Raw genomic sequence first — 22,991 nt, 5'->3', positions numbered from 1 at the left:
TGCGGAGGCTAGCATTTCACAGGGAGTCATTGTGTCTATGTAACCAAGGAGGTTTCGCTGGTATGGCAAGTTCACCGAAAGAGTTAATTGATTCGTGGTACGAAAAAGTAAGAAGGGGTCAAAAAGCACAATATGCCGCTGCCAATAAAGCAAGAAGGCTTTATTTCTGGTTGGGAATTCCCACTGCGCTTTTTTCAGCGCTAGCAAGCGGTTTTATATTTTATGGAATTGAAAAAATAGAATTTGGCATTCCCATTATAATTTCGATTTTAAGTTTGCTCGCTAGTATCTTTGCAAGTATTCAAACCTTTCTTGGGCCTAAATAACTGATCCTAACTCTGCTTCACCTTAGCCAATCCATGCTGGTTGCCTGGGAATGGCGATGCGGTCTCCATAAATCGCCGTACCCGTTGCAGCAACTCCCACATTTCTGTGCACCTGTGATTGCGAGTTACGGTTTCATGCAACGCATGCCACAGCTTTTCAATTTTATTGACCCAAGGGCTGTAGACTGGCTGGAACAGCAAGGTAAATTTGGGATTCTGCTTTAGCCATGCCTTCGTCTTTTTGCTTTTATGAATAATGTAATTGTCTACAATCAGCGTGATGGTTTTTGCCTTCCGGTACGTTTTTCTCAAATGCTCCATTAGCCGGATAAATAGCTCTGAGCATTTTGAGTGTCGACCCACGTAAAGCACTTTGCCTGTGCCGGTATTTAACGCTCCGGCCAGATAGTATTTTTCATTCTGTCCCGGCGTTGGCACTAACCGCTGCTTTCCTCTGAATCCCCAATCCGCACCTATTTTGGGATTCAGATGGATATCCACCTCATCCTCGTAAAATACCGGATGCTCTGCAGAACATTTATCTAGCGCCGCTTTAATCGCAGCCAGTTTCTCTTCTTTGTGCGGGTCTCTTATCCGCAAAGTAGGCGCCGCTCTACGCCAAACAATACCGAGTTCTGGCATCCACCGTCGTAAAGTCGAGCTGTGTACACGGATCCCGGTATTCTCATGAATTACCTTCGCCAGTAATTCCGAACTCCATCGGCTACGCTGATAACCGAGATCTTGTGGTGTCCATGGAATCAGCAAGAAGAGTAACTGCACTATGATGTCACCCGGCAAATAAGCCGGTTTGCCATGCTCGGCATCCTTTAAACCGTCTATGCCTGATTCTTCATACCACTTACACCAGCGATTAACTGATGAACGAGCTGCGCTTAGCAACTGGGCAACATCAGTTCGAGATTGCCCTTTGTGTACCAAGAGTACTGCATTCGCTCGACGACTGAAGCGCTTGTCCTTGCTATGTTGAACGATTTTCTCTAAACGGCGTCGCTCAGCCCGGTCAATCAATGATATTCTGTTCATGCTCAGTGTGGTTCTCGGTAATTTCTTTTTGGCGATTGATCTGATCGCAGAAATCACACTGAGTTCCCCCTATGGGGTGATCTGCACTTTGGAACAGTTATTTAGCAACATAAATGAACATGAAAAGTCAGCAAAATCGTTTGGGGAGTTGAAGAGGCGTGCTCAACTTGCCAAAGCATGCCCTCCCGAAGAAATTGAAGCTTGGCTTAAACAATTTAAAGAAGACTGGGATCGTGCTTCTGAGTTGTCGTCGCTTTCACCTAGTCCACTTTTCTCTAAAGATTCAAGGTAAGGTTACATAAAAATTAATATGCGGTTCTTAGGGTCTGCATCATTTAAATGTTAGGCGAAGGAATAACAAAATACTATGCTTGATTCATCCCAGCCATATAGATTTTTGTCGAAAGAAGAGTATCAACATATATGCGACGAATGTTTTCTTAGCCCGAATTCGTTAAGGATAGGGCTATGTAATAAATGCGATACAGAATTTGGTTTCAGGCTTCCTACGACACGTCCTGGTTTTCTAACTTCATATGAAGCTATGTGCAATTGCCCATACTGCGGTCACTGGGCCGGCTATCCTGAGTTTTTCCAAAACACGTGTAACGAACTAAAAGTGTTCGATACAACACTTGATTGTAAATGCACGGCAGGTTATTCGGTATTTGGAATCGCCGTATACTGCCCAAATTGCGCAGTAGTAAACACAAGAGAAATAACTTTAGAACAACTAGAGCATATTGAGAAGCGCATCCAAGCAACCGAAGACCCTTTGGATATTGAACTTTATCTTTTGGCCATCATTTCTCTATTCGATGGTTTTGGACGCCACAGTCTTTCTAAGTCAATAGCAGGTAGTGAACTCAATATTCACTCATTTCAAAATATAAAAGGCGCATTCAATAAGATAAACAACGAATATGGCATAGATCTCTTTAAATGTATTGATGCTGAATCTAAAGAAAATCTCGAGTGGTGTTTTCAAACAAGGCATTTAATAACGCATAACTGGGGAATTATCGATAAAAGTTTTAAGAATAAAACTGATGACCAGGCTGCGATTATTGGTCGTAGAATCAATGTATCAAAAGAACGTATTCTACTACTTATAAACTCCATGAGGACGCTATGCATACACTTCTTTGGTCATCTTGTATCATGACAACGCCTAACAAGGCGCGAATTCAACTCCGAAGTGCACCACTCGCTAAATTAGGCAGCCTTGCGTAATTCATTGAATATCGCGACAGGTTGCCTGAAGCCGAGACACTTTCTCGGCCTGGCATTTAATGCCCGTTCAATCTCAGCAATTTGTTTGTCCGTTACTGTTCGCAAATCGGTGCCTTTACGTATGTATTGGCGAAGCAAACCGTTAAAGTTTTCATTCAGTCCGCGTTCCCAGGATGAATAAGGGTTCGCGAAGTAAATATCCGTTTTAAGCTTCTCTGCGACCAGCTCGTGGTCACAGAATTCGCTGCCGTTGTCCGCCGTGATAGTTCGGACATGACTGCGATATTTCCACAACATGCCAACCATGGCACGGGCCACATCGGCTGCACTTTTCGCTGGCACTTTGCGTATCAGATACAGCTTACTTTTACGCTCTACCAGGCTGACAATTGCGCCAGTACCTTGCTTCCCCAGAACTGTGTCAGCTTCCCAGTCACCGAAGCGTTTTTTCTTGTCCACGATAGCTGGACGTTGCTCTATCCCAACGCGATTCGGGATAATCACACGCTTCGCGCGGCTACCATTACGGTATCTTCGGTGGCTCTGACGTAGCTGTTTATACAATTTACCGCCGCGTAATTTATCACGCTGGACGTAGCCATAAATCCATTCGTGACTGACGTGATGACCGATGATTTTACCTACACCAGTAATCTGCTCAGGGCTCCACTTTTCGTTAAGCCCGAACTCAACAAAGGTAATCGTCAGTTCAGATATCCTGTACTTTGCGGCCTGACAACGCCGTTTTAATGCCTTGGCCTGAGCGACTTCCGGTAGGTAATGGCTATCTCGAATTCGATTGCGCTTAACTTCACGACTAATGGTGCTGTGACTTACACTCAGACGCTTTCCAATCTCCCGATAACTGAAACCCTCGCGTAAGTAGGCTTCGATCTGGTATCGTTGTCCCTCGATCAACTGCTTGTAACTCATGGTAATACTCTAATTGTTTGGCGACTTTAGAATACCACCAACAGGCAGTTGGTCGTCTGTCACCCTTTAACCATGAGTGGTGCACTTATTATCTGAATTCGGGCCACATAACAGCAATGACCCAAACTTGTTATCAGTCGATAAATCCAGTAGCCACACGGACCCGCTTCATAAACAACGTGAAGTGTCGCCCCAGGATATTTAGATTCAAACTGGCGGATAAGCTTTTTAACGCTGACATTGGAAGAGGGGATACGGCCATAGTGAACCGGACACGCCCCCCGTTTGTTCTTCACAGTACGCCACTTCACGAAACCAGGTGTTGCGATACCCGGCATCGGTGACGATAAGAGGACAATAACGCTCAGGCAGTATGGCAGCCAATTCTCGTAGAAAGGGATTGTGACTGGCCGGAGAATTGTATTGTGAAAAAGGAAATACCCGCTCATAAAGGATGATCGAGGGCCCTTCAAAACTCACCGAGGCACGCAGGGTTTGATGGCGCATTTGCTCTCGCACATCAGATCAATCTATAAGAATTATCAGCATTGGATTAGCACCACAAAGGAGCCGGGCATGCCAGCGATAAATATCCCACCGCTCATGATACAACGCATGGTTGCCCAGCAAACGGTCAATACGTTTGATGTTGTGTTTTGCGGCAACTGGTCCCGATATATTTCTGCCAGTTCGGTCAATGATAACTGTTGGCCATCCAACAAGGATTGCACAGCAACCATTAGAGAGGAAAGCCGTTTTGATGTAAATTAGGGCATTGATTCTTAAGTAAATCATGTAAGATAGAGATATCACGCATGGTGTGTTGTTCTGGTATGTTTTTGGCGAAATAAATTAGATAAAATCGCTCCATGCGTGTCTATATTATTGAATCTGCTTTATTTTATGAGGGGATTCGTTAGAACAGGGCGTTAAATTTTCAATCGGGTTTAGTGTTGAATATTGAGATCGTAGAAAAAGCGGATCACTTTAAGCTGATAGAAGTCTGGGAAGCGTCGGTCAGGGCAACGCATGATTTTCTGTCTGAAGATGATCTACAGGAGTTAAAGCCGTTAATCCTGGGGCAGTATTTTGACGCAGTTGATTTAAGGTGCGCTAAAAAGGGTAACGGTGAAATCCAGGGATTCTGTGGAGTACATGACGGTAATATTGAGATGTTGTTCATCTCACCTGATGCACGCGGAAAAGGCATTGGTGCAATGTTGGCGGCCCATGCTATCAAAGAGCAGGGAGCATCAAAGGTCGATGTAAACGAGCAGAATGAACAGGCGGTAGGTTTTTATCAGCATATTGGCTTTAAAGTGACAGGTCGGTCGCCAGTCGATGGTCAGGGTAAGCCTTATCCGCTGTTGCATATGGCGCTATAAAAATTTAACAAGGCACGGCGACGTCTTTTTCGTTGCGGTTTCGCCTTCACTAAAAAGCCGCGCGTACTGGCGGCGTTAACTTCTTAGCAACCACCGGAGGAAGTAGGAATGAAAATGAATCCGCAAGATTTTATCGAGATGAAAGGCGTCAAGCCGATCCCTATGTTGACAGCATATACCTGCCCGGTTGCCAGAAGTATCGAGGAAGCTCAGGTTCCGGTGATTCTTGTTGGTGACACAGTCGGGATGGTCGAAATGGGCTTTGATAGCACTCGCGATGTCACCATAGACCATATGGAATACCACATAGGTGCTGTGCGCCGAGGTGCGAAGAGTACCCACATTATTGGTGATCTACCGTACGGAACAGATATAGATCCAGAAACAGCATTCACGAACGCACGGCGGCTTATCCAAGCGGGCGCAGACAGCGTGAAGCTGGAGGGCCCCAACCTCCAGGTCATCCAGCACTTGGTGAAGCACAATATTCCTGTCGTAGGTCATACTGGTTTGCTTCCCCAGACTGCCAAGAACTTCAAGCAAGTCGGCCAGTCCAGCCAGGAAGCAAGGCGAATAATGAATGAAGCTCAAGCAATACAGAATGCTGGTGCATTCATGGTGGTGCTTGAACATATCCCTTATTTGCTAGCAGGCGAAATCACCAAGGTTTTGTCTATTCCCACTATTGGAATTGGTGCTGGGCCTGATTGTGATGGGCAAGTCCTTGTGATCAATGACGCATTGGGGCTCGGCGACTACTGGCCTCCATTTTCAAAGCAGTACGCTTATGTCAGCAAAACCGTTCTAAAAGTGGCGAATGAGTTTTCTGAGGAGGTTGAGTCAATGCAGTTTCCTAGCAACATCATTCAGCTCACAGGTACCAACAGAAGTTAACAAATGGCTGTTGTCGAACACACCTACGCTGGCGCTCCGGTGGCTTTCAGCTAACCAACGAAAATGCGGAGGCTAGCATTTCACAGGGAGTCATTGTGTCTATGTGCCTCTGAGCCTGATGGATAAATTGCTATTTTTCGACTCAATGCATAAAATTAGCTGTTCATATTTTAAACAAAGGATGTTTGCATGAAAAAGTTCGCTCTATTTCTTATTTGGGTTATTGTTCTTTCTTTCACTTTTGTGTTTTTCGGCGGTTTTATAAACGGGCTTTCTAATCAGTATTTCTTCAACAACACTGAAATGGCTGTATCAATATCCATAATACTTGCATTATTTATTTCAGCATTAGGCGTGCATAAAAACTTGCTTCCTGGCATCCAGTCTAATTAATTAGCAAGCTTACGATTGCTTTGCGTGCACTTAACAGTCAAATGTATGGGACACAAACACGCGGCCTCTACTTCGCAGTATAGCCCACGCGTTTGTGCCACCAAATTAGGGAGTTAGGTCTTCCTGGAGGGAACAATGATTTCGGAAGCAGATTGGAAACATTTTAAACTCATTAAAGCTGCAATTTTAGATTCATGCTGTAAACAGGTTCTGGATGATGTTCGCGAAGGACTCGATGATAATTCCCTTTCAAATCACCAAAAATATCAATATTTATATAGGTTGATAGAGAATGGTGAGAAACGCATCACCACAATATTTGACTACAATGCCAGATCAAAAGCCATGCTCCAACTGGCCTTAATGAAATCTGAAGGCTTACTGGAACCTCAGCACATTTCAGGCTTTTCGATCGACCTACAAGAATTTATAAACAAGAAGGAGTAAGCAATGCAGGGCCTACTATTGGCACTCCTTTTGGTCGCTGGGACACAAATACGTGGGCGCTTCGCGATTATCGCCCACGTATTTGTGCCCCAAAGCTAAGCGTTATATTTTCGGAGCAACATGCCAATGAAATGGATTTTATTTGCCTTACTTCTCAGCACTACAGCCTAGGCTTCAACTCGTATTGTAACAGGTGAAGACTAAAGTAGTGGCTGATGGCTATCGCCTGTTAGGGGCCGGCTCAGTTCAGGTACAAGCGATTTAGCACAGAGTATTGATCCGCAACAGGCAGATGTCTAATTAAAGAGTGGTGGCTGCTGACACTGGTATAGTTCAGGGAAAGCATAGAAAGAGATAAAGAGTATATTGAGCACGATAAAAGCTTCTGCCTCAACTTGGATTTGGTTTTGTGGGTTATTGATAGTATTGCCCGTGTCTACGCGATAGATGAATAATTTTACAACGATCACTTTAGAGAGTTTGGTGAAAACTGTCCTATGATTCTTGTATTAAATCAAGTAGATTTAATACAGCCTGTAAGAAGTTGCGATCAAGAAAATAACCGACCGAGTAATAAGCAGTTTGACAATATTCATTATAAAGTCAAAGTAGTAGCTGAATGTTTTTCAGTTGATAGCAAAAGAGTTTTTCCTGTATCTGCATATGAGAAATTTAGTTCGGTTGGGTTAGTTGATCTTATTGTGGAAGTTTTACCCAATGAAACTAAGTTTAGTTTCGTAAGGGAAGCAAAAGAAGATAACGTCTCAAAAAAAGTAAGAAAAATTCGATACATTAGTTGCTGCTTTCTTGTCTTGGTTGTCAAGGTCGAAGAAAACTAACAAGAAAGAGTAGTGCGGAAGTGCAGATGAAACAGTGGCCACTATCGAGGGAACATAGTTGCGTTTAATAAAGAGTTCTCCTAATCGGGCAGCCGTAGGTATCTAGCGTCTAGCCCCACAACACCAAACCGATATATTCGATTGCATTGAAATGTTTTATAACTCTAGACGCAAGTATGGCGAAGCGAATAATATGCTTCCACTTGCTTATGAAAAGCTAGAAGAAATTGAACAGAAATCTGTCTAATAATGGCTGGTCGATTCAAAGTGGCTGAATAATTAAATTACAAACGGCTCGGCAAGTTGACATTTTTTCATTATAACAAAGAGCTTAATCATTGATACCTGTTACCAAAGCATATTTGCCAAACAAACAAAAGTACAAAGCATATGTTGATCGAATATTTGAGTCAGGTTGGCTAACTAATAAGTCTAGTCTGCTAAAAGAATTGGAAAGCCGCCTCGCACAATACCTAGGGGTTAAGCACCTGATCTGTGTAGCCAATGGTTCTTTAGCGCTTCAGGTTGCCTATAGAGCGTTGGACTTAAAAGGCGAGGCTATCACGACACCTTTTAGTTTTCCGGCCACTGCGAGTACGCTAGTATGGGAAGGCCTAAAACCGGTTTTTTGCGATATTCACCCGTCAAGCTTCAACGTAAATATTAATGAAATTGAGGCATTAATTTCTCAACAAACCAGCGCCATAGTACCTGTTCATGTTTATGGTAATCCTTGTGATGTTGAATCTATTCAAAACATTGCTGAGCAATATAACTTAAAAGTTGTCTATGATGCTGCCCATGCCTTCGGAGTTTCGATTGCTGATAATCAAGGCCGTTTGCAAAATGTACTCAATTACGGCGATATAAGTACTGTGAGTTTCCATGCAACTAAGCTGTTTCACACTGTTGAGGGTGGGGCTATCATTACTAGTTGTGATGAGTTGGCAGAAAAAATTCGTTTGCTTATAAACTTTGGTATTACTGGCGAAAATTCAGTTGCAGCTATAGGCACTAATGCCAAAATGAATGAGTTTGAAGCCGCTATGGGGTTATGCTTATTAGATGATATGAATAAGATTGCCGGGCAGAGAGAAGTTATATTCAAAGCGTATGAACGAGGATTAAAAGGGTTTGTTGATTTCCAGCGGTGGCACCCTAGTAGCAGAAACAACTATGCTTATGCCCCCATTTTGTTTAAAAATGAACAACAGTTATTAAAGGTGGTATCATGCCTAAAAGAGGTCGGTATTGCCCCCCGACGTTATTTCTATCCAAGTTTAGATACATTATCGTGCTTCCAAAGCTCTATAGATAGCAAGCTACAAGTTGTTCCTAAAAGCTTTTGTCATGTGTCGAATAACATCGCCAGCCGTATACTCAGTTTACCAATATACCCAGAGCTTGAGCGAAGCCAGGTTGATGCTATCATTTACAATGTGAAAACCGCTATTTCCAGTTAGCGTAATGAGTGGACTAAGTCTTGGTATAATGCAGCCTTATTTTTTCCCGTACCTGGGCTACTTTCAGCTTATTCATTCAGCGAAGAAATTCTTGTTATATGACTACGTTCAATTTCAAAAACGTAGTTACATGACTCGAAACTTTTTAGTTGACGCCTGTAACCGTCAACACCCAATAAATATTCCAGTAGCAAAAGCACCAAGCCATTCACGTATATGCGAAATGGGTTTGTCTGAAGCCTGGGACGCCAAGTATCTAAGTAAAAAAATAAAAACTATATACGCTCGCTCACCTTATTTTTATGACGTATATCCGTGTATCGATTACATCTTGCATTATGACACTCGTTCGTTGTCAGCATTCAATGGTTTTAGTATTAAACAACTTTGTACGTTGCTTTCAATATCAACCGCATTAGTAACCACCAACGACATAAGAAAAGAAGCTGAAATTCTGGAGTTTGACTTGTCGCAAATAAGACAAGATAAATCGGTACGTTGTGAGCGAGTGGGTAAACTTTGTAATTTGCTTGGTGCTGATACATACATCAATCCTGAAGGCGGCACGTATTTATATCCAAAGCAATACTTTCAAGAACGCGGTATTGACCTGAAGTTTAGTTATGCAGCACTTGGCGGGCATCGCAACGGGCACCCCAAACTAAAATATGCATCAATAATTGATGTATTAATGATGCACGGTGTTGAAAACACTAAAGGGATGCTGGCGCAATCTATTCTTGAATAACCACTCTACCTCTCTGAAATTAAAATGGCATATTTTGCCGTTGTCAGAACTGGTATTGTAGCAATTGAGGCGGAGTCTTTTGTTTAAATGTTATGGCTGCAGCCTTTCGATGGTCGACTTTATTTGTGATTGGGTAAGATGACGTTCTGAATTCACCGGGGCCGAAAAAGTGCTCGTCGAAAAACAACAATGTTCCTACTATATATTCTTCGATAGGCTGTTTAAGGTAATAATTTTTAAACGTTTTTTGTTTTACCCACTCCTGAAGAACCATATCACTAATGTCTTGTCGTTCAAATAACTCACTCCATTCTGCTTGGGTTAATAGGCTTCCAGCGAAAACATCCTGGCTCTTGCCCAGAGCTCTGTGTTTAAGTATCCACTTATCTTTATTATATGCGGCATCTTGCCATTTAACGCAATCATTTCGATAGGTATGCGAAGGAATGGTGTAGCGTTTAAACAACAACTTTTCGGCTTCAGTTAGATTTTTATTTTGTAGTACTCTATTATTCAATACTTCGAAAAAACGTTTGTCGTGTATCAAAAAAATTGTGCGCAAGTCGTTTAATACACCTGCTTTAATAAGATGAATGAGTGTATCATTTTTCAGAATTTTAAGTTCTTCAAATGCGAGCTCTGACACGACCAATGCACGATCTAGAGCCAACATATTTGGCTCAAGCTCTTTATAATTTATGAGTTCCACTGGTAAACCCATTCTTTCAAATATTGTTGCGTATATTTTAGACTCATTTCGCAAGTCAGAACCGGTAAGTACCACTACACGTTCTACGCCTTCAATATATTTTTCAATATGTGCGAAAATCTTTTTATATTCGTTTACTTGTTCTTGTTGAATTTCGTACTCTTCTTTGAAAAGAGAGTTAAAGTGTTCGAAAATTGCGGTTTCAAATATGCCATTAAGAGCAAACCTGCAGGTTATCTCTATAAGCTTAAACTGATTGTTATCATCTAACACGAAATCGGTTCTATAAGTCCCAAGTCGATAAGGCACATCACGTGTTAACGCCAAGATCTCGGCTACACGTGGCTCTACGGGCATTAGGTGCGCATACTCTTTATAGTTGAGCACAAAGTCACGGATAAGTTTCTCCATGATTTTTTGAATTTCTTTTAATTCACTGAATACTTTTGGTCGAATGACGAAGGGAAAGTCTAAAGTCCACTGTCTGAAATAGTCGTATTTTTCAGTCACGAATTGATTTACGGATTCTTCTAATGTCATATTGTAAAGTTGCATAACTGAATTATAATCTTTGCGTTATCTCGCTCGCATTAGCGATTTTACATCATTATATAGTGTTTAATTCATAACGAAAGCACTGTCATTGAATTGCAGCGAATCATTCTTTTTCAAGCTATTCTTTTGGGTTAAATTACAGAGGAAAGCGCATTATCTAAAAGAAGCAATAGAAGCTATTACTAAAATAATATAGTAGCATCTTTCAGGGCGATGCGCCGATTTTTGCTGGGTCCTAGAACAGGGCAAGATCACGAACATTTATTGACCAGCTGCATTTGAGCACTTTTTTAGTGAGTTAGAAGATCCTCGTCAGCCAGCGAAGGCGGCGCATTTATTCCCTGTAGTGTGTGCTTCTATCGCTGGTGCCAAAGGCCGGGAAGACATCGTAGATTCTGGTGATTTACACTTTGACTGGTTCAGCGAGAAAGGGCTATTCAAAAATCGATTGCCCCTACACGATACTATTGCTCGTGTCATATCAAGAGTGGATAGCGAGCAATTCCAGCGCTACTTTATAGGTTGGATGCAGTCAGTCGCAGAGCTATCAGAAGGCCAGCTAATTGCGATTGATAGTAAGCCACTTTGCAGTTCTTGTAATCATAGGTAATCAAAATACACTTCATGATGCCGTTCGCGATGAACTTGCAGGTAACATAAACCATGAAGTAAATTGCCTGGAGAAAAATCGTGGGCGAGGGAGGCGAAGCGAAAGCGTACTATGTTATGGACGCGGCTTTGTTAGTCGATAGATGCCCGGAATGGAAAGCGCAGAAAACGATAGGCGTTACGTTAAGTTATCGGCAGCCAAAAAACGGTAAAGAATCTTTGGAATACCGATACTACATCAGATCAGCAGCTTTGACTAAAGCACGCTTTGCTAATACAGTGCGTAGTCACTGGGTAGTAGAAAACAGTCTTCATTGGGTGCTTAATGTCTCAATGAAAGGGGATGAATGCCAGGTATATCGTGGCAATGCCGCCGACATACTGTCAGGGGCGAGGAAGCTAGCCTTGAATATGCTTCGCGCTCGGACAACCAGAAAAGTGAGTGTGCCATGGAAACAGAAGCGTGCGCATGGGAGCACTAATTACTTGGAAAAGATGTTAGCGGCAGGTTTGGTAGCGTTGAACGATATTTGAACGTTCAAGCCCTCGCCCTGGGTCCTAGAGAAGTCGTTTTTATCAATAACAAGTGTCGTTTACATGGACGTAGTGCTTTTAAATATAACGACAGGCACCTAAGATTGCGTCTTAAGATGAATAAGGTTAGTTAAACGGAGATTATGTTCATGCAAAAGGGCGCAAACATTTACAACAAAGGCATAGATACTAAATTTTTCTGTGTAGGAAGAAACAAAACTGGGACCACATCACTACAAAAAGCCTTTCAACAACTAGGCTTTACCGTTGGTGATCAGCGTCGTGCTGAAAAACTTTTTGATGAACATTTCTTTAATCATGAATTTGAGCCGTTTATAGAATATTGCCACAGTGCACAAGTGTTTCAGGATGTCCCCTTCAGCTACTATGAAGTGCTCGAAACGATTGATAAGGCATTCCCTCGTAGTAAATTTATATTGTCAATACGAGACAGCAGTGACCAGTGGTATGACTCATTAGTGAGATTTCATTGCAAAATAATGTGTATAGAAGGGCGATTGCCCAGTTGGGAAGATATTACTAAGATGAGTTATGTAAGTCAGGATTTATTTAGTAAGGTAATGACTTATAACGGGTTGTCAGCAGACGACCCGTATAATAAAGAGATTATGTGCCGTAACTATGAAAGACACAATAGATATGTCATTGACTACTTTAAGAATCGTACAGATGATTTGCTCATAATCAACTTATCAGAGGAAGGTGCGTACCAAAAGTTTTTGACTTTTGTAGGCGTTCAATCGTCAAAAAAAGAGTTTCCATGGGAAAATAGAACATGAATCAATTAGCCTATTAAATAAGCTAATTGATTATGGGTTTGCGGGACGTTTTGTGGATGATAAAAACGAACACTAACTTCATAGGATGAGTCAGCTAGTTGCTGGTTAGTAAGCTTCCGTGTGCAGAAACCAGGCCGGAAAATTTTTTCCAGTAGTGTTCAGCATACCTTTGCATTCCGATTCGTGAATAGTAACGATACATCCAAAAGAACGTATTCATATGATTCTCTCTTTTGTCTTTCTCTTGTAGCGTTGACCAGACACCTCCAGCGTGTCTCCTGTATGCCGAAGGCTGAATATCAAAGTGGTGGTGAGAGCTTCCGCGCTGGCCTAGATAAGAAAGAAAAAATGTGTCGCCATTTAATACCATACCTCTTTCAGGAATAATCTCTTGCGGTTGCTTTCTAAACATCCAGTTTAAAGGCAAAGACCACACTTCTCCTTTGATTAACTCCTCCCGACTCGCGTCTCGGTGCAGATGTTGAGGAAGATGTGATTCTTTTATTGTATTTCCATTTTCATCAATCATATAGGCATCGTGTGTTGATAACACGACATCAGGATTAGCATCGAGGTAATCAGCTTGAGTTTGTAATTTTTTAGGATCTACCCAAAAGTCATCTCCATCACAAACACATATATATTTTCCCAGCGCTCTAGAATAATTAAACTCAGGATTGATCATTTTTTTGCCTTGAGAAAATTGGTTTTCCTTCTGCAAAATAGGCTTAATTATCTGTGGATATTTTTCATGAAATTGCTTAATGATGTTTGAAGTAGTGTCTGTAGAAGCATCATCGTGAATTAGAATCTCAAATGGGAAGTCTGTTTGTTGGATAAGAAAGCCTGTCAGCGTTTTCTCAATAAAATGTCCATGATTAAAAGTAAGGCAACAAATACTCACTTTTGGTTGGTTGATGTTACCTTGCCATTTTGAAGTGATGTTTTTTTCTGGGGTTATTAGCATTAAAAACTTCTATACTGAACAGATTCGTGATCGTGAATGTTTTATGATAACAGCAACCATATAATATGCATACTGGGATGTTCATCATAATATTGATATAGAACTACCTGATGGTAAATATCCTAGGTAGGATAACGATAATTACAATTTTGAATTGAAGTGCATATAAATCAGTGTGTTACGCTTATTCAAAATGCAATTAGATTTGTGAATAGTTGATTACCTCTTAAAAATTTCTGGGGGATCTCCTCATAATTCAGGCATCCCGGTAACGTGAATCCGCTGAATGTAAAGGGCTATGGCCCAGCGAATTTCGGTCTCAGAAACGGGATGACTTCTCCACCGTTTTCGTACTTTCCTACCCAGTCTTATCAGTGAGAGCACGTGACGATGTCGGATAGTATTGGCTTGGAATGCCCATTGCTACTGATGCTTTTGAGCAATGATACCAATCAGGCGTAATAGCCAGTCGGCAAGCATTGCAATGAGCAACAACATATCGAAGCGCTAAGGGCAACGTGTTTTACTGTGTCGCAGCCCTAAGCCGTACTGAGGACTTTTGATATCACGGAAACTTTCTTCTATTTGCATTCGCTTTGCATAAAGGATGAGCGAGTACCCTTCAAAACTCACTGAGGCACGCAGGGGGGATGGCGTATTTTCTCTCGCACATCAGACCAATCTATAAGAGTTATCGGCATTGGATTGGCCTCACATAACATACGCGCGTGCCAGCGATAAATATCCCATCGCTCTTGATACAACGCATGGTTGCCCAGCAAACGGTCAATACGTTTGATGTTGTGTTTTGCGGCAACTGGTCCCGATATATTTCTGCCCAGTTTGGTCAATGATAACTGTTGGCCATCCAACAAGGATTGCACAGCAACCATCAGAGAGGAAAGTCGTTTTTGATGTAAATTAGGGCATTGATTCTTAAGCAAATCATGTAAGATAGAGATATCACGCATGGTGTGTTGTTCTGGTATGTTTTTGGCGAAATAAATTAGATAAAATCGCGCCATGCGTGTCTATATTATTGAATCTGCTTTAATTTATGAGGGGATTCGTTAGATGTAGGGGTTAGGCACCAAGGAGGGATCAATGAACATCTATCTACAACATGCTCACCATGATCATGATGAGTTTGATGAAATATCATCTGTTGACACACTCAAAGTATTGGAACAATTCGACCATTTCGATTGGATTGGTGAGATAGAGAAGGCAGATCAACTTCAAAAAGTGGCTCCAACATTCTCCGTTGAAAGTAATGATAAGACATTGCTAATCTGGGTATCAGGAGTCAAAACCAGTGCGCAGATACAGTTTATATCTGAATGTAATTACCCTGGAGAAGTATCTTCTTTATTTGGTCTTATTAAAAAGCAGGGGATAGTATCATTAGATACTCAGAATTTTTCAATTGAGCAAGCGAAGCAAGCTTTAACGCTATTTATGAATAAAGATTTTGAGTCATTGAAGGGGCTATACAATAGTGCCTAAAAAATCATGTCGCCCGCCAGGGCGGGCTGGGACACAAACACGCAGGCGGCCTCGGGAGCATCGTCTGCCTGTTTGTGCCCCTTATGAGGGGTTATGTTCAAGAATAGTTCGAGCTAGGGAGATGTAGTGAGTCAAGGTGTAGAATTAGACGTGGATATCAGCAAAGCTCATATAGTGATCCAGCGTCGCTATGAGGCTTTAGGCGCATTCAATGATTTGCTAATCGCCGTCTGGTTTCTGATCGGTAGCTTTTTCTTTTTAAATGAGTCGCTTGTTGAAAGTGGTACTTGGTTATTTATCGTGGGTAGTGCGCAGTTAATCATTAAACCTTTGATTAAACTAGTCAGCCTTGTTCATGTTAGTAAAGTGTTCAAAAAATCAACATGGCAAACATAGCCGGCGGAGCTTCGCCCGCTGCTATGAACGTTATGCAGTAAAAGGGATTTCATGAATAGAAGGAAGTATTTAATAGAGAACATTAAGGCAGCTCACAAGCACTCTATCAATCATAGAAACGACATTTTGCTCAGTAATACATGCGGTTGTTTTCATTGCCTAAAACTTTTTTCACCAGCGGATATTGAGCAATGGATAGATAAAAATGATAAAGCCATTGGTCAAACGGCTTTATGTCCGGGTTGTTCTATAGACTCAGTTATTGGTAGTCAGTCAAATTACCCAATAAACAAAGCGTTTTTAGCTGCAATGCAAAATTATTGGTTCTCTTAAAATGCACGCAAATGCCATTAAATGTTGGACGGACTATCCGCGAAACAATTTACTGCGTGCCATTGGATTCACTCTGTTTGGTTTAAGTACAGTAGATGTGCTGGTAGCGAGAATGCTCGCCAGAACAGACTCAACTTCGCTAAAAGAGGTCAAGACAGTAATTAGTAACAGCTTTACAACGCGTTGAGATTTACGGGGTTGGTGTTTTTGATTGCGGCATTTTTTGGTTTAGGGTTGGTTATTTATCTGGTGCTGTGGATGAGCATTCCTGCTTACTCCAAACGGGAAAAGCTATTACAGACAGCACTGGCCAGACATGAAAAACCAGAAGTTGACTATTCACAGCATTGATCAGGTAATCCAGACAGGAGCTTCAAGGTATGGCGGTTTTGTTTATTTTGTTAGTCGGGTTTGTCATTGCCGCATTGTTTCTTTTAGTCAAATACGCACGTGAAATGCGCGATATTGTGCGCGAGTCTCGTCTTGAAATAAAAGAGCTTAATGCCAATATTAAGACCTTAAAGCGTCGATTTAATGATTTAACTGATAGCGCGACCTGAGCCCGCTTACAAGTTACTTAAGAGCAGATTATGAAAAGTGTATACCGGTATTTAATTATTTTTGCGTTGCTGGTTGGTGCGTTGACGGCCTATAGCTATGGAAGTCAAACCGGCTTGTTTTTGTTTGTGGTGCTGGGGTTTGCACTGGAAGCGGGTTTTTGGTTTGGGTTATTTCCCATCAAACGGCGAAACCAGCATTGATTGGCTAGCCACTTAACCATCTGTGGTCAACCAGAGGTTAGTTGGCACTGTGAAGCATTAACCCGTGTTATGCGCTTAGCACAATGGATGTATACTTTGCTGTTGTTGCTGCCAGCCATTATCAGGTTGGCGGAAAAACTGATCAGCCAAACCGGTGGTTTTGCCAGTCGTTATGGGCCGCTTATTGCAATGGGCCTGCTGGCTATAGGCTTTATTGCGGCTGCCCGTAAAACCCCGGTGTTCAATCGGATATTCTGGCGAGGCACCTTTTGGCTGTTAAGTGTAGTGCTAGGTCTGGCTGGTATTTACGGCGTTATTCTGTTGGCTTTTGCGGGCAATATTACAGCCGGCGTTAGTCTGCTGATAACAGCGGTTGTTGCGCTACCGGCAATGTCTTCCCTGTACCGCTACTCAAGCGTATCGAGCAAAGTCTGGGTAAACCCATAGGGCCTGTGAGTCCTCATTAAACTTGAACAACAAGGATTGTTGTAATGAAAAATACCGGGTACACCTATCAGATAAAGCGTACCGGACGCGATTATTGCCAACTGGAAAATAAAGGGCTGGTGTTTTATCCGGTATTCTTAAGTGAGTTGGACACCCATCTCTGGCCGCCGGAAAACGGGAATAACCTGGCCGGTAATGAGTTTACCCTTGCCGTAAAACACTTTAGCACTAACGTGGAACTTTTGGTTTCTGTAGTGGGTGGTCGGGAGGATTTTGCTTATATGGTGGTGTAGCGATCATCGCGATAGCTTTGTTCCATTATCAGAAAACCGAAAACGCGGTGCGTTACTGATTGTGATCACCTTGTTCTGCTTGGTTGTCAGCTCAATGGCTATTGAACTCGGTGCGGCATTGTTTGATGGCGCCGGCTATGAGCAGGTTGCTCTGTTGCGGCAAGTGGTCGATGACATTTTATTCGTCACTTTTATTCTGGGGTTTTACCTTATCTGCCGAACCCAGCGTACACCGATGGATCTGTCAGCCAACCCTTCTACAAGTCTGCCTGAACTCATTTATCTCTGCTTACAATATCCGAATTGCACCGTTTGCAATAGGTGGTAGGCTGCCTGCACAGTACATAACTAAAAAGATAACGGTTACGTTTATGATCACACTGCGCGCGTTTGAGCCAGCAGATGTTCCTGAACTGGTTAAACTGCTGAATGATGTGGCAGTTACACGCTATTTATCAACCAAAATCCCGCAACCTTACACGCAGGAAGATGCCACGTGGTGGGTTCACGAGGGGAGCTTGTCAGCAATGAACCGGGCCATTGAGGTTAAAGGAAAGCTGGCGGGATGCATCGGGGTTAATTATGGCGAATTTGAATATGCCCGCAGTGGTGAGCTGGGATACTGGTTAGGGGCGGAGTTCTGGCGGCGCGGGATAGCCTCTACCGCCGCCCATCAGATGATTACGCAGGTGTTTACAGATACCAATATTGAGCGTTTGTTTGCTACGGTCTTTTCCGGTAACGAGGCCTCCATGGCGTTGTTGCGCAAGGTGGGTTTTATAGAAGAAGCGGTATTACAACGAGCTATTTTTAAAAACGGACAATTTTATAACAGTCATATTTTCAGCCTGCTTAAAAGGTCTTAAGCGAGTACATCAGGCTGGTTAATAACTGTACAGAATGGCCTGGATTGCTTACTCTTAACTTTTGAGTAGGTCAGGTAAACCACAGGAAGGTGTATGAAACAGTCTGAACTTAAACTGGTGCAGTCGGCGTTAACGTCGAGAGGCTACTATAGCGGCGGTGTGGATGGATTATCCGGGCCAAAGACCCGTGCCGCGGTGCATCAGTTTCTTAGCGATAATGCCGGGCAACTGAGCGTGCAACACTGGAGCGACTGGAACAACGCGCGCAAACGTGTGGCAGCTTTGCAGTTACTGGCGCTGCACAATCAGCTCGACGTGGGACCGGTAGATGGTTTACATGGCCCGCAGACTGAATCGGCAGCCACTTTGCTTCAACAGTTGTCAGCGCAGGGAGCTATTGCCCGCCAATTCAGCGACATTACCCCTGTTAGGGAAAACCCACATCAGTTTCCACTGGAAAATGAGGCAGACCTGAATGCTTTTTACGGCCAGCCCGGCAGTATTGAACTGGTGCGGGTAGAGTGTCCCTGGCTGTTGAGGCTCGATTGGGATCTTTCCACCACCACCCGTGTGATAGCCATCCATGAAAAACTCAGTGACAGCCTCGAGAAAGTACTGAATGAGGTGTACGAACATTACGGCAATGCCGGCATCCAACAACACGGGCTGAACCGGTATGGCGGCAGTTACAACCATCGTAAAAAGCGGGGTAGTGCTACCGCCTGGTCTACTCACGCCTGGGGCATAGCCATAGACTGGTTTCCTTCACAGAATAAACTGCGCTGGCGCAGTGATCGCGCCAGCCTTGCCGATCCGGCGCTGGATTTTTGGTGGCAAAGTTGGGAACGAGAAGGGTGGTTAAGCCTGGGGCGTAGCGAAGACCGCGACTGGATGCATGTGCAGGCGGCTAAGCGATAACAGGCCTGTAGCGGTTTGGCTAAATTTTCTGGCGTACTGGTTGCTCATCAGTACCGAAGATATGATTAACTTCCACATAACGCTACTTCACACAACGAGCTTATGAAAACATCTGAACGGCAAGCCATAATAGACTACAGCTGGGACATTCATGCCCAGGTTGAAAAGGCTTATCTTACGCACCCGGCAGGTAAAGGGGATGATGCCTGGCATGAGAAGCAACGTTTACTGCTGGCTGATATGGCGTTGCATCTGCTGCAAACGGCCATAGTGCCTGGCGACTTGCCCCTGGATAAACTGCAAAACAACTTGCATGCTATTTTAACTATCAGTGATCAGTTTTTACCGCAGGCGGGTTTAAAACAAGCGACAGAAACGCTTTATACCTCTGGCGACAATGATAACAAAAGTTGATCTGGTCGTCTCGCCGCGCTTTTTCGCCAGATGTGCCGGCACACCGGAGTAATAACTTTTGCCGTGCGTTGATGGCAAGTATATTGTTGGTGGTCATGTTTGAACCTACCTTTTAAATCGAGGCGCTTATGACAAACAATGCAATTGGTGCGTGTGTGCTATCTGCCGCCCAAATTGGCGACGGCGTAAGGCGCGTAGCTGCGCAACTCAATAGGCAGTTTGAGCGGGCGGTGGTGATTGTAGTGGTACCCGGCGGAATATTTTTTAGCGCCGATCTGCTGCGCCAACTCAATTTTGACGTGTTGATGGAAACTATTTCCTGTCCGCACACCCCAGGTGAGCGAAATAACGCATCGCCTATTGTGTTTCACCCCAATGTGCCGCTTGCCGGTGAAGAGATTATTCTGCTGGATGACGCTATTGAATCCGGCGCTACCATGAAGCGCCTGGTAGAGCATATCCGTTCCCACTATGCAGTAAACTCCATCAGTGTGGCGACCTTATTTGTGAAGCCGGGCCGGGTGGCTGTTGGGGCTCAGGAATATTACGGACTTGCCCTGCAAAGTGATGAGCTGCTGGTGGGCTACGGCTTACCCTGGGCGCATAAAAATCGCAACCTGCCATATATTGCACGGCTTGAGAGAGCGCCTGAGTAGTTTGTAAGTTATTGAATGTTATATGCTGTCATACTGTTGTCACCTCGTCTGTCGGGTGACTTTCGTCGTTAATTTGTGTTGCGTCAGGTAGTATTCAAGTCAAGTTTTACAGCGTGAGGAACACACTATGACAATTAAAAAATGGCTGAAATCACTACCCGAGCAGGAGCGTGCCGGGGTGACGACCTTACTGGCTTTTTGCGCCATCGTTGTGCTAATTGCTTTAGGTCTTACGGTTTTCGATATTTTGCGCCAGGCGCTGTGAATTTGACCTTGCGCCGGTAAATACTCGTTGCTCTGCTAGGCGGGTATCGCTATGGTAAAGCCCATTTTTTTACAATTGAGACCAATTATGCAGAAATGGTGGAAGGTAGCGATAGTCGGATTGATGTTGGTATCACCGTGGTGTTTAGCGGCCGAAGACGATGAATATGAGCCGGTTAGGCACATTGTTGTGTTTAAGTACAAGGAGGGCAGTACGCCCGCCCAGATCCAGCAGGTGACGGATGCTTTCAGAGCGCTGAAAGATAAGATCCCAGGCATTCTGAATTTTGAGTATGGCATTAATAATAGCCCGGAAAACCTCGATCAGGGTTTTACGCACATTTACCAGATGACCTTTAAAAATGCCGAAGCGCGGGATAAATACTTACCACACCCTCAGCACAGCAAATTTGGCGAGTTGTTGGGCAAGCTTGAGATCCTCGACGGTGTCTTTGTGGTTGATTACGCTATTCAACCCTAAGACCGCGATGCGGATTAAGTTGTTTGTAATAGCCCGGCTTCTTCACTAAAGTAAGGCCATATAGCCAGCAGTTTTGGGGTCATCAGGGTGATTAAAAAAGCGATAATTTGTGGTGCATTATGGTTGATGTGGTCTGCGCAGAGCACTCTAGCGGGTTATTCCTCTATTGTTGAAGCAACCGGCGAAAGCTGTGAAGCCGACGGAGGGGACGCACAGCGCCTGCAACTGGCCCTTACCGATGCCCGGCGCAATGCCGCCGAAGCGGTGCAAACCTCGGTAGACAGTTACAGCAAGGTAAACAACTATGTGGTGGTGGAAGACCTGATAGAGTCTTATTCCAATGCCTCAGTAGAAACCCTTAAAGTATTGTCCAGGCGGGTAAAGGACGGCTGTTTAACCGTAACTATTCGCGCAGAGGTCACGCCGCAAAAAAATATCGACCAACAGTTTGTCAGTGAAGAGCTGTTGGCCGACCCGACTATCCCCCTTACGGTAAAATTATGGTTGAGCAAAGCGCAATATGCTGTGGGCGAGCAGGTGAATATCTACCTGAAAGCCAACAAACCCTTTTTCGGTCGCCTGGTGTATACCATGAATGACGGTACCCAGGTGCAGTTATTGCCCAACCCATACCGCAGTGAAAACCATTTTCAGGGCCAGGTGCTGTACACTGTACCCGATGCCAAAGACAGCTTTTTGCTGGAAGTCACGCCGCCAATTGGCGTGGAACAGCTTACCTTATATGCCAGTACCTATCCTTTAGGTGAATTACAAACCTCTGCAGTATCAGGTATGTACCTTATCAATTATTCGCAAACGTCGTCTGATGTACGTAATCGCACCCGGGGTATTAAAATTACAGCGGTTAATCTGCCATCCGACAAGACCACAGTGCCGCAGAGTCTGCCGGAAGTTGCCGAGTTTGCCGAGGTGTCTGCCGATGTGGTGATCACTCAGTAAGGAGTTAATCATGCGCTTAACAGACTTAGTAGTCGTTATTTTCCCTGGCCTACAGGACTGTGTGTCTATTCCCTCCCACATGAATCAGTTTTCTGAAGGCAATTAAGCCGAAGTGGTGGCAGAGGTTACCGGCAGTCATTAAGCCCTAGGAGATCCGTGAATACGAAAAGTTTACCCAATGCGTCGATTATGTGCTGGCCCATCCGGATCCGGGCACGAGGTTTTATCCCGGGCTGGATTTTACCTATGTGAATAAACTGGAGTTTCAGGGCTATGTGCAGAGCTAGCAGGCTAAAATGCTGCTCGAATTCACTGGATACGAGGACGCTTTTGCTAAGCCGCAGGAAGCCCATACTCTGTTAAAGCAAAACACCTCTGCGGAAGTCAACGAGGGCCGCTTGTTCAGTTACCTGGTGGCACTCCTTGAGGTGCATGCTCTGTCGCTGATTTATCGAAACAAAAGTACCCGGCACAGCCGTATATCGAGGAGTTGAGCGGGCTAAACTACTACTCGCCGGGTTGTTAAAACTCTTTTGCGCGTTAAACAAACCGCGCTGGGCGATGTACAGTCCGGCGACGATGTAATTGGTTTAACTCACGGCTTTTTGTTTGCCGGCGCGGCCAACAACGTGGGCAGCTTATGGATGGTCGATGATGAGGCAACGGCGCGCTTAATGGTTAATCTGTACCACAACCTGCAAAACCAGAATAAGCAACAATCGTTGCGAAATGCCCAGCTGGGCGTTAAAAACCGTTATCAGGCGCACCCTTACTACTGGGCGGCGTTTTAGCAAACCGGGTCTGGCCGCTAACC

At 43.9% G+C, this 22,991-nt stretch carries 33 protein-coding genes and 4 pseudogenes; 30 read left to right on the top strand and 7 right to left on the bottom strand.

Annotated features, from left to right (window positions below):
- Positions 1-62 precede the first annotated feature (62 nt).
- Positions 63-326 (top strand): SLATT domain-containing protein, encoded by a 264-nt coding sequence (locus tag AC2T0J_RS20830; RefSeq protein WP_489807656.1) that lies wholly within the window; start codon positions 63-65, stop codon positions 324-326.
- A gap of 6 nt (positions 327-332) precedes the next feature.
- On the opposite strand, the gene AC2T0J_RS20825 is transcribed toward AC2T0J_RS20830, so the two are convergent.
- Positions 333-1,373, bottom strand: a complete 1,041-nt coding sequence (locus tag AC2T0J_RS20825; RefSeq protein WP_489807655.1) for an IS630 family transposase — start codon at positions 1,371-1,373, stop codon at positions 333-335.
- On the opposite strand from AC2T0J_RS20825, the gene AC2T0J_RS20820 reads away from it, so the two are divergent.
- Both AC2T0J_RS20820 and AC2T0J_RS20815 read left to right on the top strand, forming a co-directional pair.
- On the top strand, positions 1,372-1,665 hold the full coding sequence (locus AC2T0J_RS20820; protein WP_489807654.1) for a hypothetical protein: 294 nt from the start codon (positions 1,372-1,374) through the stop codon (positions 1,663-1,665). The two genes, AC2T0J_RS20825 and AC2T0J_RS20820, sit on opposite strands and share 2 nt — an antisense overlap.
- A gap of 327 nt (positions 1,666-1,992) precedes the next feature.
- Positions 1,993-2,538 carry a hypothetical protein gene (locus tag AC2T0J_RS20815; RefSeq protein ID WP_489807653.1) on the top strand — a complete coding sequence of 182 codons (546 nt, stop codon included), beginning with the start codon at positions 1,993-1,995 and terminating at the stop codon, positions 2,536-2,538.
- Between the two features lie 50 nt (positions 2,539-2,588).
- On the opposite strand, the gene AC2T0J_RS20810 is transcribed toward AC2T0J_RS20815, so the two are convergent.
- From AC2T0J_RS20810 to AC2T0J_RS20800, 3 genes and pseudogenes are all read right to left on the bottom strand, one after another.
- Positions 2,589-3,539 (bottom strand): IS30 family transposase, encoded by a 951-nt coding sequence (locus AC2T0J_RS20810; RefSeq protein WP_489807652.1) that lies wholly within the window; start codon positions 3,537-3,539, stop codon positions 2,589-2,591.
- Between the two features lie 86 nt (positions 3,540-3,625).
- Positions 3,626-3,877 (bottom strand): annotated as a pseudogene (locus AC2T0J_RS20805) (IS110 family transposase); the annotation flags it as partial.
- Positions 3,843-4,356 (bottom strand): annotated as a pseudogene (locus tag AC2T0J_RS20800) (transposase family protein); the annotation flags it as partial. The pseudogenes AC2T0J_RS20805 and AC2T0J_RS20800, both read right to left, overlap by 35 nt.
- Before the next feature lie 136 nt (positions 4,357-4,492).
- On the opposite strand from AC2T0J_RS20800, the gene AC2T0J_RS20795 reads away from it, so the two are divergent.
- The 7 genes from AC2T0J_RS20795 (at position 4,493) to AC2T0J_RS20765 (ending at position 9,708) form a co-directional block, all read left to right on the top strand.
- Positions 4,493-4,924 carry an acetyltransferase gene (locus AC2T0J_RS20795; protein ID WP_489807651.1) on the top strand — a complete coding sequence of 144 codons (432 nt, stop codon included), beginning with the start codon at positions 4,493-4,495 and terminating at the stop codon, positions 4,922-4,924.
- A gap of 108 nt (positions 4,925-5,032) precedes the next feature.
- The gene (gene panB, locus AC2T0J_RS20790; protein WP_489807650.1) at positions 5,033-5,818 is read left to right on the top strand and encodes a 3-methyl-2-oxobutanoate hydroxymethyltransferase; all 786 of its coding nucleotides are present in this window, start codon (positions 5,033-5,035) and stop codon (positions 5,816-5,818) included.
- A 189-nt stretch (positions 5,819-6,007) separates the two neighbouring features.
- The gene (locus AC2T0J_RS20785) at positions 6,008-6,211 is read left to right on the top strand and encodes a hypothetical protein (RefSeq protein ID WP_489807649.1); all 204 of its coding nucleotides are present in this window, start codon (positions 6,008-6,010) and stop codon (positions 6,209-6,211) included.
- Between the two features lie 135 nt (positions 6,212-6,346).
- Positions 6,347-6,658, top strand: coding sequence for a hypothetical protein (locus AC2T0J_RS20780; protein WP_489807648.1), 312 nt, complete (start codon positions 6,347-6,349; stop codon positions 6,656-6,658).
- Positions 6,659-7,155: 497 nt separating this feature from the next.
- A complete protein-coding gene (locus AC2T0J_RS20775; RefSeq protein ID WP_489807647.1) occupies positions 7,156-7,497 on the top strand; it encodes a hypothetical protein in 342 nt (113 codons plus the stop codon).
- Positions 7,498-7,835: 338 nt separating this feature from the next.
- Entirely contained in the window at positions 7,836-8,960 is a 1,125-nt protein-coding gene (locus tag AC2T0J_RS20770; protein WP_489807646.1) for a DegT/DnrJ/EryC1/StrS family aminotransferase, read from the top strand.
- Positions 8,961-8,964: 4 nt separating this feature from the next.
- Complete coding sequence (locus tag AC2T0J_RS20765; RefSeq protein WP_489807645.1) at positions 8,965-9,708, top strand: WbqC family protein; 744 nt, start codon at positions 8,965-8,967, stop codon at positions 9,706-9,708.
- 43 nt (positions 9,709-9,751) lie between these two features.
- Here the strand turns inward: AC2T0J_RS20765 and AC2T0J_RS20760 are convergent, their stop codons facing one another.
- Positions 9,752-10,957, bottom strand: coding sequence for a hypothetical protein (locus AC2T0J_RS20760; protein WP_489807644.1), 1,206 nt, complete (start codon positions 10,955-10,957; stop codon positions 9,752-9,754).
- Positions 10,958-11,243: 286 nt separating this feature from the next.
- Here AC2T0J_RS20760 and AC2T0J_RS20755 point away from each other — a divergent pair.
- Positions 11,244-12,115: pseudogene (locus tag AC2T0J_RS20755) on the top strand (ISAs1 family transposase); the annotation flags it as partial.
- 149 nt (positions 12,116-12,264) lie between these two features.
- Positions 12,265-12,915: a sulfotransferase gene (locus tag AC2T0J_RS20750; RefSeq protein ID WP_489807643.1), complete on the top strand. Its 651-nt coding sequence runs from the start codon at positions 12,265-12,267 to the stop codon at positions 12,913-12,915.
- 94 nt (positions 12,916-13,009) lie between these two features.
- Here AC2T0J_RS20750 and AC2T0J_RS20745 read toward each other — a convergent pair whose 3' ends face one another.
- Both AC2T0J_RS20745 and AC2T0J_RS20740 read right to left on the bottom strand, forming a co-directional pair.
- On the bottom strand, positions 13,010-13,882 hold the full coding sequence (locus AC2T0J_RS20745; RefSeq protein ID WP_489807642.1) for a glycosyltransferase: 873 nt from the start codon (positions 13,880-13,882) through the stop codon (positions 13,010-13,012).
- Between the two features lie 249 nt (positions 13,883-14,131).
- Positions 14,132-14,853, bottom strand: a pseudogene (locus AC2T0J_RS20740) (transposase family protein).
- Positions 14,854-14,986: 133 nt separating this feature from the next.
- Here AC2T0J_RS20740 and AC2T0J_RS20735 point away from each other — a divergent pair.
- From AC2T0J_RS20735 to AC2T0J_RS20650, 18 genes are all read left to right on the top strand, one after another.
- Positions 14,987-15,388: a hypothetical protein gene (locus tag AC2T0J_RS20735; RefSeq protein ID WP_489807641.1), complete on the top strand. Its 402-nt coding sequence runs from the start codon at positions 14,987-14,989 to the stop codon at positions 15,386-15,388.
- 126 nt (positions 15,389-15,514) lie between these two features.
- Positions 15,515-15,784 carry a YrhK family protein gene (locus AC2T0J_RS20730; protein ID WP_489807640.1) on the top strand — a complete coding sequence of 90 codons (270 nt, stop codon included), beginning with the start codon at positions 15,515-15,517 and terminating at the stop codon, positions 15,782-15,784.
- A 51-nt stretch (positions 15,785-15,835) separates the two neighbouring features.
- Positions 15,836-16,117: a hypothetical protein gene (locus AC2T0J_RS20725; RefSeq protein ID WP_489807639.1), complete on the top strand. Its 282-nt coding sequence runs from the start codon at positions 15,836-15,838 to the stop codon at positions 16,115-16,117.
- A gap of 207 nt (positions 16,118-16,324) precedes the next feature.
- The gene (locus AC2T0J_RS20720; RefSeq protein ID WP_489807638.1) at positions 16,325-16,468 is read left to right on the top strand and encodes a hypothetical protein; all 144 of its coding nucleotides are present in this window, start codon (positions 16,325-16,327) and stop codon (positions 16,466-16,468) included.
- Between the two features lie 29 nt (positions 16,469-16,497).
- The gene (locus AC2T0J_RS20715; protein ID WP_489807637.1) at positions 16,498-16,677 is read left to right on the top strand and encodes a hypothetical protein; all 180 of its coding nucleotides are present in this window, start codon (positions 16,498-16,500) and stop codon (positions 16,675-16,677) included.
- A gap of 30 nt (positions 16,678-16,707) precedes the next feature.
- Positions 16,708-16,878: a hypothetical protein gene (locus AC2T0J_RS20710; protein WP_489807636.1), complete on the top strand. Its 171-nt coding sequence runs from the start codon at positions 16,708-16,710 to the stop codon at positions 16,876-16,878.
- A 69-nt stretch (positions 16,879-16,947) separates the two neighbouring features.
- Entirely contained in the window at positions 16,948-17,325 is a 378-nt protein-coding gene (locus tag AC2T0J_RS20705; RefSeq protein ID WP_489807635.1) for a hypothetical protein, read from the top strand.
- A gap of 44 nt (positions 17,326-17,369) precedes the next feature.
- Positions 17,370-17,618 (top strand): hypothetical protein, encoded by a 249-nt coding sequence (locus AC2T0J_RS20700; RefSeq protein ID WP_489807634.1) that lies wholly within the window; start codon positions 17,370-17,372, stop codon positions 17,616-17,618.
- The gene (locus tag AC2T0J_RS20695) at positions 17,599-17,946 is read left to right on the top strand and encodes a hypothetical protein (RefSeq protein ID WP_489807633.1); all 348 of its coding nucleotides are present in this window, start codon (positions 17,599-17,601) and stop codon (positions 17,944-17,946) included. The genes AC2T0J_RS20700 and AC2T0J_RS20695 overlap by 20 nt, the downstream gene beginning before the upstream one ends.
- A gap of 43 nt (positions 17,947-17,989) precedes the next feature.
- On the top strand, positions 17,990-18,484 hold the full coding sequence (locus AC2T0J_RS20690; protein ID WP_489807632.1) for a GNAT family N-acetyltransferase: 495 nt from the start codon (positions 17,990-17,992) through the stop codon (positions 18,482-18,484).
- 93 nt (positions 18,485-18,577) lie between these two features.
- Positions 18,578-19,402: a peptidoglycan-binding protein gene (locus tag AC2T0J_RS20685; protein WP_489807631.1), complete on the top strand. Its 825-nt coding sequence runs from the start codon at positions 18,578-18,580 to the stop codon at positions 19,400-19,402.
- Between the two features lie 102 nt (positions 19,403-19,504).
- On the top strand, positions 19,505-19,816 hold the full coding sequence (locus AC2T0J_RS20680) for a hypothetical protein (protein WP_489807630.1): 312 nt from the start codon (positions 19,505-19,507) through the stop codon (positions 19,814-19,816).
- A 128-nt stretch (positions 19,817-19,944) separates the two neighbouring features.
- Positions 19,945-20,472: a phosphoribosyltransferase gene (locus AC2T0J_RS20675; protein WP_489807629.1), complete on the top strand. Its 528-nt coding sequence runs from the start codon at positions 19,945-19,947 to the stop codon at positions 20,470-20,472.
- Positions 20,473-20,599: 127 nt separating this feature from the next.
- Positions 20,600-20,737, top strand: coding sequence for a hypothetical protein (locus AC2T0J_RS20670; protein WP_489807628.1), 138 nt, complete (start codon positions 20,600-20,602; stop codon positions 20,735-20,737).
- 87 nt (positions 20,738-20,824) lie between these two features.
- The gene (locus tag AC2T0J_RS20665) at positions 20,825-21,217 is read left to right on the top strand and encodes a Dabb family protein (protein ID WP_489807627.1); all 393 of its coding nucleotides are present in this window, start codon (positions 20,825-20,827) and stop codon (positions 21,215-21,217) included.
- A 126-nt stretch (positions 21,218-21,343) separates the two neighbouring features.
- The gene (locus AC2T0J_RS20660; RefSeq protein ID WP_489807626.1) at positions 21,344-22,177 is read left to right on the top strand and encodes a flagellar assembly protein T N-terminal domain-containing protein; all 834 of its coding nucleotides are present in this window, start codon (positions 21,344-21,346) and stop codon (positions 22,175-22,177) included.
- A 296-nt stretch (positions 22,178-22,473) separates the two neighbouring features.
- Positions 22,474-22,671, top strand: a complete 198-nt coding sequence (locus tag AC2T0J_RS20655) for a hypothetical protein (protein ID WP_489807625.1) — start codon at positions 22,474-22,476, stop codon at positions 22,669-22,671.
- Positions 22,672-22,710: 39 nt separating this feature from the next.
- Positions 22,711-22,968: a CHAT domain-containing protein gene (locus AC2T0J_RS20650; RefSeq protein WP_489807624.1), complete on the top strand. Its 258-nt coding sequence runs from the start codon at positions 22,711-22,713 to the stop codon at positions 22,966-22,968.
- The last annotated feature ends 23 nt before the right edge of the window (positions 22,969-22,991 follow it).

The sequence above is a fragment of the Alteromonas sp. ISO5 genome (assembly GCF_058105165.1).
The sequence above is the reverse complement of the archived record's forward strand: the minus strand, read 5'-3'. Positions and strand labels throughout refer to the sequence as shown.